Origin of the sequence: Mesorhizobium sp. LNHC221B00 (assembly GCF_000502935.1) — a bacterium.
Classification (GTDB): domain Bacteria; phylum Pseudomonadota; class Alphaproteobacteria; order Rhizobiales; family Rhizobiaceae; genus Mesorhizobium; species Mesorhizobium opportunistum.
Window position 1 is genome coordinate 22,485 of the sequence record NZ_AYWR01000020.1, and the last position, 13,464, is coordinate 35,948.

At 61.6% G+C, this 13,464-nt stretch carries 16 protein-coding genes; 11 read left to right on the top strand and 5 right to left on the bottom strand.

All coding sequences use genetic code 11. The features are described 5' to 3' along the window. Positions 1-71: 71 nt before the first annotated feature. Positions 72-911 (top strand): alpha/beta fold hydrolase, encoded by an 840-nt coding sequence (locus X741_RS144365; protein ID WP_023779485.1) that lies wholly within the window; start codon positions 72-74, stop codon positions 909-911. Between the two features lie 78 nt (positions 912-989). Beyond that, complete coding sequence (locus tag X741_RS144360) at positions 990-1,604, top strand: hypothetical protein (RefSeq protein ID WP_013893396.1); 615 nt, start codon at positions 990-992, stop codon at positions 1,602-1,604. Here X741_RS144360 and X741_RS144355 read toward each other — a convergent pair. Continuing rightward, positions 1,588-2,511: a metallophosphoesterase gene (locus X741_RS144355; protein ID WP_023765295.1), complete on the bottom strand. Its 924-nt coding sequence runs from the start codon at positions 2,509-2,511 to the stop codon at positions 1,588-1,590. The genes X741_RS144360 and X741_RS144355 overlap by 17 nt on opposite strands. Before the next feature lie 53 nt (positions 2,512-2,564). Here X741_RS144355 and X741_RS144350 point away from each other — a divergent pair, with 53 nt between their 5' ends. Next, positions 2,565-3,059, top strand: a complete 495-nt coding sequence (locus tag X741_RS144350; RefSeq protein ID WP_023779486.1) for an NUDIX domain-containing protein — start codon at positions 2,565-2,567, stop codon at positions 3,057-3,059. Positions 3,060-3,134: 75 nt separating this feature from the next. Continuing rightward, a complete protein-coding gene (locus tag X741_RS144345) occupies positions 3,135-3,617 on the top strand; it encodes an ABZJ_00895 family protein (RefSeq protein ID WP_023779487.1) in 483 nt (160 codons plus the stop codon). A gap of 15 nt (positions 3,618-3,632) precedes the next feature. Here the strand turns inward: X741_RS144345 and X741_RS144340 are convergent, their stop codons facing one another. Beyond that, positions 3,633-4,622, bottom strand: a complete 990-nt coding sequence (locus X741_RS144340) for a glutathione S-transferase family protein (RefSeq protein ID WP_023779488.1) — start codon at positions 4,620-4,622, stop codon at positions 3,633-3,635. 266 nt (positions 4,623-4,888) lie between these two features. Here X741_RS144340 and X741_RS144335 point away from each other — a divergent pair, with 266 nt between their 5' ends. The 5 genes from X741_RS144335 to X741_RS144315 all read left to right on the top strand — a co-directional run bounded on the left by X741_RS144335 (position 4,889) and on the right by X741_RS144315 (position 8,619). Then, a complete protein-coding gene (locus tag X741_RS144335; RefSeq protein WP_023779489.1) occupies positions 4,889-5,425 on the top strand; it encodes an N-acetyltransferase in 537 nt (178 codons plus the stop codon). A gap of 127 nt (positions 5,426-5,552) precedes the next feature. Next, complete coding sequence (locus X741_RS144330; protein ID WP_023779490.1) at positions 5,553-6,314, top strand: 3-hydroxyacyl-CoA dehydrogenase; 762 nt, start codon at positions 5,553-5,555, stop codon at positions 6,312-6,314. 124 nt (positions 6,315-6,438) lie between these two features. Next, positions 6,439-7,218 (top strand): HugZ family protein, encoded by a 780-nt coding sequence (locus X741_RS144325; RefSeq protein WP_023779491.1) that lies wholly within the window; start codon positions 6,439-6,441, stop codon positions 7,216-7,218. Positions 7,219-7,373: 155 nt separating this feature from the next. Further along, positions 7,374-7,718 carry a metalloregulator ArsR/SmtB family transcription factor gene (locus X741_RS144320; protein WP_013893387.1) on the top strand — a complete coding sequence of 115 codons (345 nt, stop codon included), beginning with the start codon at positions 7,374-7,376 and terminating at the stop codon, positions 7,716-7,718. 103 nt (positions 7,719-7,821) lie between these two features. Further along, a complete protein-coding gene (locus X741_RS144315; RefSeq protein WP_023779492.1) occupies positions 7,822-8,619 on the top strand; it encodes an RNA methyltransferase in 798 nt (265 codons plus the stop codon). A gap of 52 nt (positions 8,620-8,671) precedes the next feature. Here X741_RS144315 and X741_RS144310 read toward each other — a convergent pair whose 3' ends face one another. Together X741_RS144310 and X741_RS144305 are read right to left on the bottom strand one after the other, a co-directional pair. Next, a complete protein-coding gene (locus X741_RS144310; protein WP_023779493.1) occupies positions 8,672-9,856 on the bottom strand; it encodes a hypothetical protein in 1,185 nt (394 codons plus the stop codon). A gap of 158 nt (positions 9,857-10,014) precedes the next feature. Beyond that, positions 10,015-10,551, bottom strand: coding sequence for an EipA family protein (locus X741_RS144305; protein WP_083833235.1), 537 nt, complete (start codon positions 10,549-10,551; stop codon positions 10,015-10,017). Between the two features lie 439 nt (positions 10,552-10,990). On the opposite strand from X741_RS144305, the gene X741_RS144300 reads away from it, so the two are divergent. Beyond that, a complete protein-coding gene (locus X741_RS144300) occupies positions 10,991-11,620 on the top strand; it encodes a histidine phosphotransferase family protein (protein WP_013893383.1) in 630 nt (209 codons plus the stop codon). A 244-nt stretch (positions 11,621-11,864) separates the two neighbouring features. Next, a complete protein-coding gene (locus tag X741_RS144295; protein WP_023779494.1) occupies positions 11,865-12,233 on the top strand; it encodes a response regulator in 369 nt (122 codons plus the stop codon). A gap of 165 nt (positions 12,234-12,398) precedes the next feature. Here the strand turns inward: X741_RS144295 and ctrA are convergent, their stop codons facing one another. Beyond that, the gene (gene ctrA, locus X741_RS144290; protein WP_006203583.1) at positions 12,399-13,094 is read right to left on the bottom strand and encodes a cell cycle two-component system response regulator CtrA; all 696 of its coding nucleotides are present in this window, start codon (positions 13,092-13,094) and stop codon (positions 12,399-12,401) included. Positions 13,095-13,464: the final 370 nt, after the last annotated feature.

Below are 13,464 nucleotides of genomic sequence, written 5' to 3' on the forward strand. Positions count from 1 at the left end.
ACGAAGGGCATTCCAGCCACATTTGGTGTCTCGTCTCGCGCTCTTCCAATCTCGCAACAAGCCTCCAGTTCATGATTTCATCGCTTTATGCCGCCCAACAAGGTGCTGGTTCGAAGACCATCGTTCTGCTGCATGGCTTCGGTGGTTGCCATGACGTCTGGGGTGAGGTGATCTCTTCCCTGTCGGCTTCGGCGCGCACGCTGGCCTATGATCTGCCGGGACACGGCTTGTCGCTTGATTTCCCGGGTGCCGGTCCGGCCAAGGTGGCGGCAAGGGCCATTCTCGCCGATCTCTCCGCGCGGGCGCTCAAGCGGGTCCATCTGGTCGGCCACTCGATGGGCGGCGCTGTCGCGGTGCTGATGGCGCTGGCCGACCCGGAAAAAGTCGCCTCGCTGACGCTGTTGGCGCCCGGTGGCTTCGGCCCCGAGATCAACGGGACGCTGTTGCGCCGCTTTGCCGCCGCGAGCGAGTCGTCCGAGATCCTTGCCTGCCTTGCCGCCATGTCAGGTCCACGCGCGCTGCCTTTTGACCACGCCGCCGATACGCTTTCCGAAATGCGCAGGCGGCCCGGGCAACTGGAAAAACTTGTCGAGATCGCAGCTGCCATGACCAGGGACGACCGGCAAGGCGTCATCCCGCGCGATCTGCTGGACACGCTGGCCATGCCCGTGATGGTGGTGTGGGGAACTGAAGACGCGGTGCTGCCCTTCACCCATGCGGATGGCCTGCCGGCGCGCTTTCATGTGCATCACGTTCTGGAGGCCGGCCATATGCTGATCGAGGAAGCGCCCGCTCTGATCGCCAGGATCATCCAGCGCAACATGAACCGTCGCGCGAGACCCGTTCGCCCGACACTCGCCACCACCGCCGAGTTGCCGCTGAGCGCCATCCCCCGGCGCTTCGCCCCCTGATCTCGTCCCCATCTCGCCAGTGCATTTTGCCGGCGGCTGTGTTAACTGCGTGTTAACCAAACCCGCGAGGCCACGCCGATGAAGGACGCAGGCGAAAAGATCGATCCGTCAAGCAAACTGTCCGATGCCATCCGTGATGTGAAGAACGCCTTTGCCGACCGCGACGATGTCGTCGTCGACATGCGCGAGGCGCATCGTATGCGCCTCGATCTCCTGGCCGCCGAACTCGCGCCCGTCTTTGCCGACGTTCCCGCCGACATGGACAATTTCGATTTCGTCGTTTCCTCGGGGCTGCAGCCGCGTCTGTGGATCGACGCCGTCAGCCATGTCGCGATGGGCCGTGATCGCCGCACCTACCGTTTCCTCAAGGACACCCGCATCGGCCGTGTAGTGCTCGCCGAATCGACCGAGATGAAGCCGGTTGCCAACGCCGTGACGCGCTATGTCGCCGAGCGCATCGTCGAGCGCCAGAGGATGATGGAAGGCGGGGTCGAACCGGCAATCGCCGGCATGAAGCGCGCCGAGGTGAGCGAGGCGGAGCCGCCGCTGCGGTCGCCACAACGCAGCAAGGGCTGGTCTGCCTTCCTGTCCGGCCTTGGCCTGATCGCCGCCGGCGCGTTGGTCGGCCTGGCGGTGTCGATCGCCCTGTTCTGGGACCGCCTCGTGGCAATGGGGCTCAGCTTGCGGCCATAGCGGCCGGGGCCCCTAGCTCCAGCGTCTGCAGGTCGACAGGCGGTATCGCCGGCCCGGTCAGGCCGCGCCGGGTCAGGCGGATCCGCCAATTGTCCTTTTCGCCGTCGATGTCGAACAGATTGTACTGTGCCGCCGGGTGCTTGCCGCCCGGCGCCTGGCCGGCGGCGGCGACGCCGACAACCGGGATCTTGGCGCCGCGGACCCCGATCTGGAACAGCGACGGCAGATGCGAGTGGCCGTGCAGGACAAGCTCGGCGCCATGCCGGCGAATGATCTTGTGGAAGCGGGCGATGCCGAACAGCCGCTTGTGCTGCGGGACAGCGCCGCGCACGGGCGGATGATGGATCATGATGGCGCGGAACAGGCCTTGCCCGCCGGTGTCGCGCAGGATCTTGCCGAGCCGCTCCGCCTGCCCCTCCATAAAGAAGCCATTGGCCATGAAGGGCGCCGTGGCGCGCGCCGTCGAGACGCCGATCAGCGCGACATTGCCGCGTACGCGCAGAAAGGGAAAGGCATTGCGGTCGACCGGCGTGTTGATGCCGTCACCGCTCATCCACGCCGCCCATGAGCGACAGACCTTGTCGAAGGCGCCGGGCACATAGGCATCGTGGTTTCCCGGAACGACGGAAACGTCGTGCGGCGGTCCCAACGTCTCCAGCCAGTGCCTGGCCATCTCGATCTCGCCGTCGAGCGCCAGATTGACCAGGTCGCCGGTGACGGCGAGATGGTCGGGACTTTGCGCCTTGACGTCGGCGACGATGGTGTCGATGACGGCGTCATGCATGTGGCGGCGGCGGTTGCGCTGCCAGTTGACGTAGCCGAGCACGCGCTTGGAGGCGAGATCGCGATAGGATACATCCGGGAGCGGCCCCAGATGGACATCGGAAATATGCGCGAGCCTGAACATGCATCCTTCATAGGCGACCAGCGCCCTCCTTTCCACCCACGGTTTCGCTACTGATGACGAGCCCGCAAGATCCCTTCCGCCAGACCGGTTGGGCTGGCCTCAGGGCCCGGCTGTTCCATCTCTATTTCGTGCTGCGGCGGCCAATGACGCTCGGCGTGCGCGGCCTGATCCACGATACCGCCACGAATTCCGTTTTCCTCATCCGCCACACCTATGTGCCGGGCTGGCAGCTTCCCGGCGGTGGCGTCGAGGTCGGCGAGACGATGGACGAAGCGCTGGCGCGCGAATTGGCGGAGGAAGGCAACATCGCGCTAACCGCCCCGCCGGCGCTGAAATCGATGCATTTCAACCGCCGCTCCAGCCGCCGCGATCATGTCGGCTTCTATCTCATCGAGCAGTTCGCCCAGACGGCGCCCAAGCTGCCTGATCATGAGATCGCCGAAGCCGGCTTCTTCCCGCTGGACCGCTTGCCGGAAGCAACGACGCCGGCGACACTGCGGCGGATCGCCGAGGTTTTCCAGGGAGAGCCGATTTCTAGTTACTGGTGATTTACGAAATACAGTTATCCTGCACCTCGACTTCAATGATTTTAATTTCACTAAAATCTTATCGAGGGGCGATAAATGGCTTACGAAAAAACAGATACAGTTAGTATATGGCCTTATGTCGGCATTTACATGCTTGTAACGTTTTTGGTCAGCCTGGCCCTGATCGCCTTGGCAATAATTTTTCCGTCATTCATCGCGCTTACCGGAAAGAATACCTATTTCGGGGTGAATTTTGCCTCTACTTTGACGGCGTATTCCCTATTTATACGAAAACATGGGAGAACCTTCCATAGAGGGGAGTATTGGAAAACGGTGGTGTTTTCCACGATAGCCATCATTTTATTCTCGATGTTGTTCCTTCTGCTTTCACTCGCGGACGACGCCACGGCGGCAAAATTGAGAGGAATCCCATTTGGTGGCTGGGTTGCGATCATGGCATTGGCGACGCTGTTTGCCTTCTGCCTCAACGCCTTCGGTTACTCGAGTTGGTTCGGAAATCGGATGTTGAAAGCCAATCGCAAAAGACAAACGCAACTCGACACCAAACTTTTCCGCTGATCAGCCTGCCGGCTATCAGGCCGCCTTCCTGAACCGTCCCCGGTCATGCGGCGCGGCATAGTCCAGCTCCGGTCCCATGGGCACGATCCGCGTCGGGTTGATCGTTTCGTGGCTGCCGTAGTAATGCGCCTTGATGTGATGCAGGTTCACCGTGCCGGCGACGCCGGGTACCTGATAGAGGTCGCGCAGATAGTTCGACAGGTTGGGATAGTCGGCGATACGGCGCAGATTGCACTTGAAATGACCGACATAGACCGGGTCGAAGCGCGCAAGCGTGGTGAACAGCCGCCAGTCGGCTTCGGTGATGCGATCGCCAACGAGATAACGCTGCTTGGAAAGCCGATCCTCGAGCGTGTCGAGGGCCGAGAACAACGCGTCGAAGGCCTCCTGATAGGCGGCTTGCGTGGTGGCGAAGCCGGCACGATAGACGCCGTTGTTGATGGCGGGATAGACTAGAGCGTTGATCGCATCGATCTCGCCGCGCAAGGGCTGCGGGTAGAAATCGAGACCGGCATCGCCCCACTCGTCGAAGGCCGAATTGAGCATCCGGATGATCTCGGAGGATTCGTTGGAGACGATGGTCTGCTCCTTTTTGTCCCACAGCACCGGTACCGTGACCCGGCCGGAATAGGCCGGATCGGCCCTGGTGTAGATCTGGTGGAGGACGTCGAGGCCGTAGAGCGTGTCGCCGGTGGCGCCGTCCTCGGCGAGAAACGTCCAGCCGTTCGCACCCATGAAATGGTGCACGACCGAGACGGAGATGATGCCTTCGAGCCTCTTCAACGCGCGAAAGATCAGCGTCCGGTGCGCCCACGGACATGCAAGCGAGACATAGAGGTGGTAGCGGCTGGGCTCTGCCTTGAAGCCGCGATGGCTGCCCTCGGCCGGTTTGCCGTCACGCGTGATCCAATCGCGCCACAGCGACTGCGCCCGCACGAACTTGCCGCCGCTGTCCTTGGTATCGTACCAGCGGTCCTGCCACTTGCCGTCGACCAGCAATCCCATGGGACGTCCTTTCGCTTTTCCATCTGATGTAGAGCGCGACGCGGCAAGGCTGAAATCATCAGGGCTGAACAGACTGTCAATCGTTAGGGCCAGTGAACGGGTCGATTGCAGCGGCCGAAAATTGATGCTAGCGGACACTCCGCATGTTCGACTTTGCTTTGATCCGGTTTGACCGACGACGAAAGGGCGCCCGCGCTTGATGAAGCGCTGACTGGCGAACGCTGCCGTTTGCAGCAACCTTTCCTCTCTACCGGAACGCAAAGACCATGAGCCTTGCCGACGTGAAATACCTGCCGGAAACCCCGGCGCATGATGCTGAAATCGAAGCCATCAACGACGAGGCCTTCGGCCCCGGCCGTTTTGTCCTGGCTGCTTACAAGATCCGCGAGGCTGGAGGGCACGAACGCGCTCTGTCCTTTGTCGCCGTCGACGGCGACATCGTCATCGCTTCGGTGCGCATGACCCGCATTGCCGCCGGCCCCGGCCGCGCGCTGATGCTCGGGCCGCTCGCGGTACGGCCCGCCTTCAAGAATCTCGGCATTGGCCGCCGGCTGGTGGCGATTGCCCTGGAAGCTGCCGCCAAGGCCGGTGCGCCGGCCGTCATACTGGTCGGCGACGAGCCCTATTACGGGCCGCTCGGCTTCAAGCGGATCCCGCGCGGCCAGATTTCGATGCCGCGCCCTGTCGATCTCGACCGCTTGCTGTCGCATGAGATCGTGCCGGGTTCCGTCGCCAAGCTCTTGGGCGAGGTCGGTCACGCCAGTCAGGCCAGGGTCGCCGAGCACATCGCCGCCATGGCTTGACCTTCCCGTTCGATCTGGCACTGATCCTTTCCTGCTTTCACAGGAGGGCCTGCTTTCACAGGAGGGCCTGCTTTCACAGGAGGGCCTGCTTTCACAGGAAGGCCTGCTTTACAGAAGGAATGACGCCATGACCCCGAACGGCCAGATCGCAATCGTGACCGGCGGCGGCTCCGGCCTTGGCGAGGCGACGGCGCGGGCGCTTGCCGCCAAGGGTGCCCGCGTCGCCATATTCGATGTCGGCATCGACCGCGCTGCCAAGGTCGCGGCCGAGATCGGCGGCATTGCCGTCCAATGCGACGTCAGCAGCGCCGACAGCGGTGCTGCCGCCCTCGCCGAGGTCGCGGCCAAGCTCGGCGAGCCGCGCATCCTGGTCAACTGCGCCGGCATCGCCATCGGCGTGAAGACGATCGGCAAGGATGGTCCCCATCCGCTCGACCAGTACCGCAAGGTGATCGAGGTCAATCTGATCGGCACCTTCAACATGATCCGCCTCGTCGCCGAACGCGCCGCGAAGCTCGAGCCGCTGCAGGGTGGCGAACGCGGCGTCATCGTCAACACGGCCTCGGTCGCCGCCTATGACGGCCAGATCGGCCAGGCGGCCTATTCGGCCTCCAAGGGTGGTGTGGTCGGCATGACACTGCCGGTGGCGCGCGACCTGGCCCGTTCCGGCATCCGCGTCTGCACCATCGCGCCCGGCATCTTCAAGACACCGATGATGGCCGGCATGCCGCAGGAGGTGCAGGATTCGCTGGGCGCCGCCGTGCCCTTCCCTTCGCGCCTCGGCGAACCATCCGAATATGCCGCCCTTGCCCTGCACATCATCGAGAACCAGATGCTGAACGGCGAGACCATCCGCCTCGACGGCGCCATCCGCATGGCGCCGAAGTGATGCATGCCGTCCAAGATGCGAAGCGTTTTTGAGAAACGAAATGCATAAAGAGCTAGCCCTTGCCAAACCCAGCATCTTCGTCCGATAAGTGGAATATTAAGATCAACTTAGAAGAGCCAGACCCTTGGGCGAGCGAAAGAAGGATGTGATCCGCGAGACCGATGCCGAGGCGATCCGGCTGGCGAAGACGCTTCTGCGCAGCGCCCGCTTCGGCGCACTGGCGGTGCTGGAGCCGCGGACCGGGTCGCCGCTGGTGAGCCGGGTCGGCGTGGCCACGGACATCGATGGCACGCCGCTGATCCTGGTGTCGATGCTTTCCGCGCACACACCTGCTCTGCTTGCCGATCCGCGCTGTTCCCTGCTGCTCGGCGAGCCAGGCAAGGGCGACCCGCTGGCGCATCCGCGCTTGACGCTGATCTGCGGGGCATCGCGGCTGGAGCGTGGCTCGGGCATCCACGCCCGCGCCGAGCGCCGCTATCTCAACCGCAATCCCAAGGCCGGCCTCTATGCCGGGCTCGGCGACTTTTCGATCTTTCGCCTCGAACCGCAACGCGCCAGCCTCAATGGCGGCTTCGGCAAGGCCTATCTGCTCGATCGGTCCGATCTCACCAGCAGCGGACCCATCGTCGAAGAGCTTGCGGACAGCGAACAATCCGCCATCGAGCACATGAACGCGGAACATCTCGACGCGGTCGCCGTTTACGCACATCAGTTTGCCAGGGCATCCGGCGAGGGCTGGACCATCGCCGGACTGGATGCCGACGGCATGGACTTGGTATCCGGGGATAATGTTTGCCGTATTTTCTTTCCGCAACCCCTGGTGGCAGCAGGTGAATTGCGGCCCGTTTTGGTTGAAATGGTCAGGAGCGGCCGCACAATGATGAAGACAAATGACAGAACTTAATTGCATTTGATCAAAAGCAATGCTTGAGATTTGGAAGAAATGTTCTACGCTCAAGGGGTGGCGCTGACTCGTCAGTGTCCTTTCGCAAGTGAATTTATGGATTCAGGCGCCATCGCCCCCATGGCACCTCGATGAGCAAACAGCATGGGGCATTTATGGTCTCGACAAAGCTAATCGCCAACGCTGAACCGGCGGCCGAATTTTTGATGCTTATGGGCAACGAAAAACGGCTGTTGATCATGAGCTATCTGATCGACGGTGAAATGTCGGTCGGCGCTATCGCCGAAAAGGTGATGCTCAGCCAATCCGCCCTCTCGCAGCATCTGGCCAAGCTGCGGGCGCTCGATTTGGTGGACACCCGCCGCGACCGTCAGATGATCTACTACTCCTGCAAATCCGATGCGGTGCGCGAACTGCTTGTCATGCTGGATGGTATTTTCGGCAGCGGCAAGGAGGACCTGTCCCAGATGGCACAGAGATTGCGCCGCGCCGGGACTTGACCGGACGCTTCTGCGGCCGTTTACCTCGCCGACGATTTCCAGAGCGTGGCTAGTGCGTCCTTTCCGACGCACGATCCGCGCTCTAGATCTTTGAGCAGGGGACATGAACCCAATTCGCATCGACGACCCGCAGGATCCGCGCGTCGCCGCCTATCTCGATATCCGCGAACGCGATCTCGCGGGCCGGCAAGGCCGCTTCGTTGCCGAAGGCAAGGTGGTGCTCGACCTGCTTTTGTCGTCGAGACGCTTCAGCGCCGAATCCGTCCTGGTCCTGGAAAACCGGCTGGGCGGCCTGAAGGACACGCTGGACAAGGCGCCCGCGGATCTGCCGGTCTATGTCGTCACCGGTGCGGTGATGGACGCGATCGCCGGCTTTCACCTGCATCGCGGCATCCTGGCCATCGGCCGCAAGGAGACGCCGCAGCCGGCCGGCCCATTGCTGGATGCCTTGCCCGCCCTGGCCCTGGTTGTGGTGCTCGTTGGCATTTCCAACCACGACAATATGGGTTCGATCTTCCGCAACGCCGCCGCCTTCGGCGCCGATGCGGTGCTGATCGACGCGACATGCTGCGATCCGCTGTACCGCAAGGCGATCCGTGTTTCGGTCGGCGCCGCGCTGAAGATCCCTTTTGCGTCCTTCACCGACACCGCCGGCTTCACGGCGATGCTGGCTGAGCGGGGCTTTGAACAGTTCGCCCTGTCGCCACGCGGACGGACCGACATACGCGATGCAAAGCCGGCCGGGCGTCTGGCGCTCTATCTCGGCACCGAGGGCGAAGGCCTGCCCGAAAGCCTGCTCGCGCGCCTGCAGACCGTACGGATAACCATGGCGGACGGCTTCGACAGCCTGAACGTGGCAGCGGCCTCAGCCATTGCCCTGCATCATTTCTCGCACCGCTAAGGCATGTCGCCCGAAAGTGACCTCGGTTTTTGGGAGAACGACAGCCGCAGCCTCAGGTAGCATCCGCATTCTGCAAGGCTCGCACTCGATCGGCGAGGCTGCGGTCGCCGCCGCTGGGCCGGCTGTCCTGCGGTACCGCCAACGCCTTGGCGATCGGCGAATCGGGCCCCTCGAGCTTGGCCGTCAGGTGGACGACTTCCGCCGCCAGCTCGTTCATCTGCTCGCGCAGCGCGGCACCGCCATTCGTGGTGCCCGATGATGCCATGGCGCCAAGATCCGCCTTGAGCCGCTTGTTCTCGCGCGCCAGCGCCGTCAGCCTGGCCTCCAGCCGTTCGCGATCGCTGTCGAGCTTGGCGATCGCCCTATCCAGCTCATCGCGCCTTTCAGCCTCATCACGCTTGGCGGCCTCATCACGCCTGTCAGTCTCAAGCTTGTCGGCCTGATCAGGCTTGCCGACCAGCCGCAGAGCCGGTCCGCCCTCCTCGGTTTTCGCTTTTTCGCGCAGCCGCGCCAGATCCTTTTCGCGGCGCTCGAGCTTGTCCTCGCGATCGGCGAGCGTGGCGAGCAGCCGTTCGACCTTCTTGTCGAGTTCAGCCGTCCTTTTCTTCTCGGCCTTCAGGGCCTCGCGCGCTGCCTTGCTTTCGGCCGCGATCTCCTGTTGGCGGCGGTCCGCCTCCTTGCGCTGGCCGCGCAGCAGCGAGATGTCACTGGCAAGCTTCTGCAATTCGGACTCGCGGGCCACTAGCTCGATCTGCCGGCTGCTGGAAGAAAAACTGGCGTCGTCATACATGTGCTCCAGCTTTTCGAGCTCGAGCGCCCGCTTTTCCAGCTTTCGTTCGGTTTCCTTTAGCCGTTCCGAAAGCTGATGCAGTTCCTCTTCGCGCTGCCGCAGCGCTTCATCCTTGGCGCCGAGTTCGGCGAGCGCGTGGTTCTTTTCCGTGCGCTCGACGGCCAGCCCCTTCAACGCCTCGCGGCCGCGATTGATCTCAACGAGTTGTTCGGCCGCCTTCTCGCGCAGCGCCTTGACGTTCATCTCAAGACGGCGCGCCGACATGGCGTACTCGGCCCGGATCCGGTCCTTGTCGGCCTGGATCTCGGCCCGGGTCAACGGGATCGAAGCTTCGATGCGCCTGCGGGTCAGGGCGACGGCTCGCCTCCAGACCGCCGGAGCGATCATCAGCGCCAGAAAGCCGGCACACAGAAAGCCAAGGGCAAAGAACAGGACCGACTGAACCAAAGGACTACCCGCTATCGGCGGCAACCGCCTGAACTGGACCGTACCATATTGGCATGGCGGAAATCCGGCGCTGCGGCAAGGGCTTGCCGCAGCGCATTGGGGATCACGGTCCTACAACCCCGTCGAAAGGCCGGCTTTGCGGTCACGACGGGCTTCGATCAAAAGGGATTCCACGTCGCCCGCTCGGTCAGTTTCAGATAGCCGAGATTGACGCCGAGCCGAGCACCGACACCGGTTCGGATCGGCACCAAAAGCACATTGTTGTTCTTCAGCACATTGAAGCCGACACCCGCCACGACATAGGCCGACCCCGCCACGCCGCCGTAGCGGTTGTAGAGGTTGCCGACATCGTCCAAGTTGTAGACCAGCATCATCACCCGGGATCCCTCGCCGCCGAAATCCCAACCCAGCGACGGGCCCTGCCAGAACACTTTGTGGTCGCCGGCATTTTTGGTGTAGAGCGTGCCTTCGCCATAGGTCAGGCCGCCGATGAGCGCGCCCGAGCCCTCCTCGCCAAGCAGGTAGCCATTGGGCAGGCCGTAGGAAGCGAAGATCTTCTCGATGACGGTGGCCAGCCCGCCCGATGTCGCGCCGAAGAACTTGTGACCGGAATCGACAATCTCCTGAGCGGTATATTCCTGGGCCCGCAGGGCTGAAGTCGAGAAGACGAGAGCACCCATGAGCGCGATCGCCATTGATACGACACGGACAAATGTCCGGTCTGGTATGACACGGAACAGGTTCCGGCCAGAGGTGACACGGAAAAAGGTCCGGTCATAGAATCGGGAAAACATGCTTCCAATCTCCGTCAGGGAGCACCTTCGCCGACGCCTCGCACCCCATACGGCTCTTTAGGCGGCCGTTAAGGGTAACTGTTAGGGGCAAACTATGCCGTAATCCTTTTTCAACCATTAAGCTCGCACATGAACATGGCGGTTCGAAGGCTGTTTGGGGTCGCTCATACGGGCGGCGGCCTGCGTGAACGCGCCATTTGCCATAACCACAATTTTGGATTTGTTGCTGCAAGCACGGGCGCTGTGTATTCAAAAAGCCTGGGAGCGAGCGTGATTCGTGTTGGCAGGCGACGATCGATCGCTCGGCCGTGAGTTGTGAAATTTGCAGGGATTTTCGCCGATGGCCGATCTGTTCACTCTTTCCGCACCTGATCTGGCTGCACTTTTGTGCAGCCGCGTCTGTCATGACATCATCTCGCCGGTCGGCGCGATCAACAACGGGCTCGAGCTGCTCGACGAGGGCGGCGCCGACGAAGACGCCATGCGGCTCATCCGCCAGAGCGCCAGGAACGCCTCGGCCCGGTTGCAGTTCGCCCGCATCGCCTTTGGCGCGGCCGGCTCGGCGGGCATGATGATCGATACCGGAGACGCCGAAGCCGTCGCCATCGCATTCCTCAAGAACGAAAAGCCGGAATTGGTCTGGAACGGGATCCGAGCGCTGCTGCCCAAGAACAAGGTCAAGCTGCTGCTCAACCTGCTCCTGGTTGCCAACGCCGCCATCCCGCGCGGCGGCAAGCTGGTCGTAACGCTGGAGAATCTGGAAACCGAGCCGCGCTTTTCACTCTCGGCAAGCGGGCCGATGCTGCGCGTACCCCCGAAATTTCTCGAACTGCATTCCGGCCACAAGCCGGAAGAGCCGATCGATGCGCATTCGGTCCAGCCTTATTACACGCTGCTTCTGGCCCGTGAGGCCGCCATGACGATATCGATCCACGCCACGGCGGAAGAAATCGTGCTTTCAGCGGCCTGAGTACCGGGTCGATCTGCACGGACAAGTATTTTTAACGGCGTAATATTAGCGCGATCGCTGAATTGGAAGCGTTGAGCTTTCTCCCAAACGACCACATCGAAGCATCTGCAAGGAAAAGTCAGTCAAATGGCATCTTTGCAAAAATTTTACCCAATGCCTTTTCGGCTTCTTTACCAGATTGGCTTATGGTGCTCCTCGATGCCCCGACGCTACCGGATTGCCAAAAGGCAAAGAGGACTCGGAAATGAAACGCTGCATGTTCGTCGACGATTCGAGCGTCATCAGGAAGGTTGCAAAACGCATCCTGGGCGGTTCCGAGATGATGGTCATCGAGGCAGCGAGCGGGCTTGACGCACTGGAGATGTGCGCCGCCGACATGCCTGACATCATCGTCGTCGACGGCGCCCTGCCGGACGTGCAGGCGGTTGACCTCATCCGCCGCGTACGCGCGATGGAAAGCCCGATCAGGCCGCAGATCCTGATCTCGCTGGTCGAGCTCGATATTGCGTCGATCATGCGGGCCAAGCGCGCCGGCGCCCAGGGCTATCTCCTGAAGCCCTTCAACCGCCCGCAGCTGCTCGAGCGCTTTCGCGCCTTGAAGATCGCCGCCTGATTCGGGGGCCTGGAACCGTTCCGGGAAAAATCCGGGATGCTTTTCCGCAAGCATTCGCCCCGCAAGCATTCGCCCCGCAAGTATCCGCCCACATGAAGTATCTGCCCATCACGCAAAAAACCCGGCCTGAGCCGGGTTTTTATCGATGGTAAAGGCGTTTGCAGCTCAGGCGCTGACGCGGATGTCTTCCGGTTCGCGCAGCACATAGCCGCGGCCCCAGACCGTCTCGATGTAATTCTGGCCACCGGACGCGGCGTCGAGCTTCTTGCGCAGCTTGCAGATGAAGACGTCGATGATCTTCAGCTCCGGCTCGTCCATGCCGCCATAGAGGTGGTTGAGGAACATTTCCTTGGTGAGCGTGGTGCCCTTGCGCAGCGAGAGCAGCTCCAGCATCTGATATTCCTTGCCGGTGAGGTGCACGCGCTGGCCGCCGACCTCAACGGTCTTGGCGTCGAGATTGACCACCAGGTCGCCAGTGGTGATGACCGACTGGGCATGGCCTTTGGAACGCCGCACGATGGCATGAATGCGCGCCACCAGCTCATCCTTGTGGAAAGGCTTGGTCATGTAGTCGTCGGCGCCGAAGCCTAGGCCGCGTACCTTGTCCTCGATGCCGGCCATGCCGGAGAGGATGAGGATGGGCGTCTTTACCTTGGAGAGGCGAAGCGTTCTCAAGACCTCGTAGCCGGACATGTCGGGCAGGTTGAGATCGAGAAGGATGATGTCGTAGTCGTAGAGTTTGCCGAGATCGACACCCTCTTCGCCGAGGTCCGTCGTATAGACGTTGAAACTTTCCGATTTCAGCATCAGTTCGATGCTTTGTGCGGTTGCACTGTCATCTTCTATCAGCAGAACACGCATTTCATTCCCCTTTTCTGCCGCCGGACCATTTCACGACCCGTCCTGCCCCGGAGCAGTGGTTGCCTTGTGCAGAGGCTGCCATTGAATGGTTAACAAAACCTAATTTCCCGTCCATGACGGTATCAGATTTTTTAACCCCTTTCTACACCCTCTTGAATCTAATGACGAATCACAGACCAAAATTCCTAATGCAACACATTAATAACCTGGACTAAGTGACTCCAGGGACTCATCGAGGCGGCTTCGCTTCGGCGGCCGGAATTTTTACCCGGCCTTAAGTCCTGACCCGTATGATTAACAATGCCCGTAAACGAATGGTTACCGTCGGCAAAAAACTTTAGGGTTTTGTTTCCCATAGTTCGGGGAATGC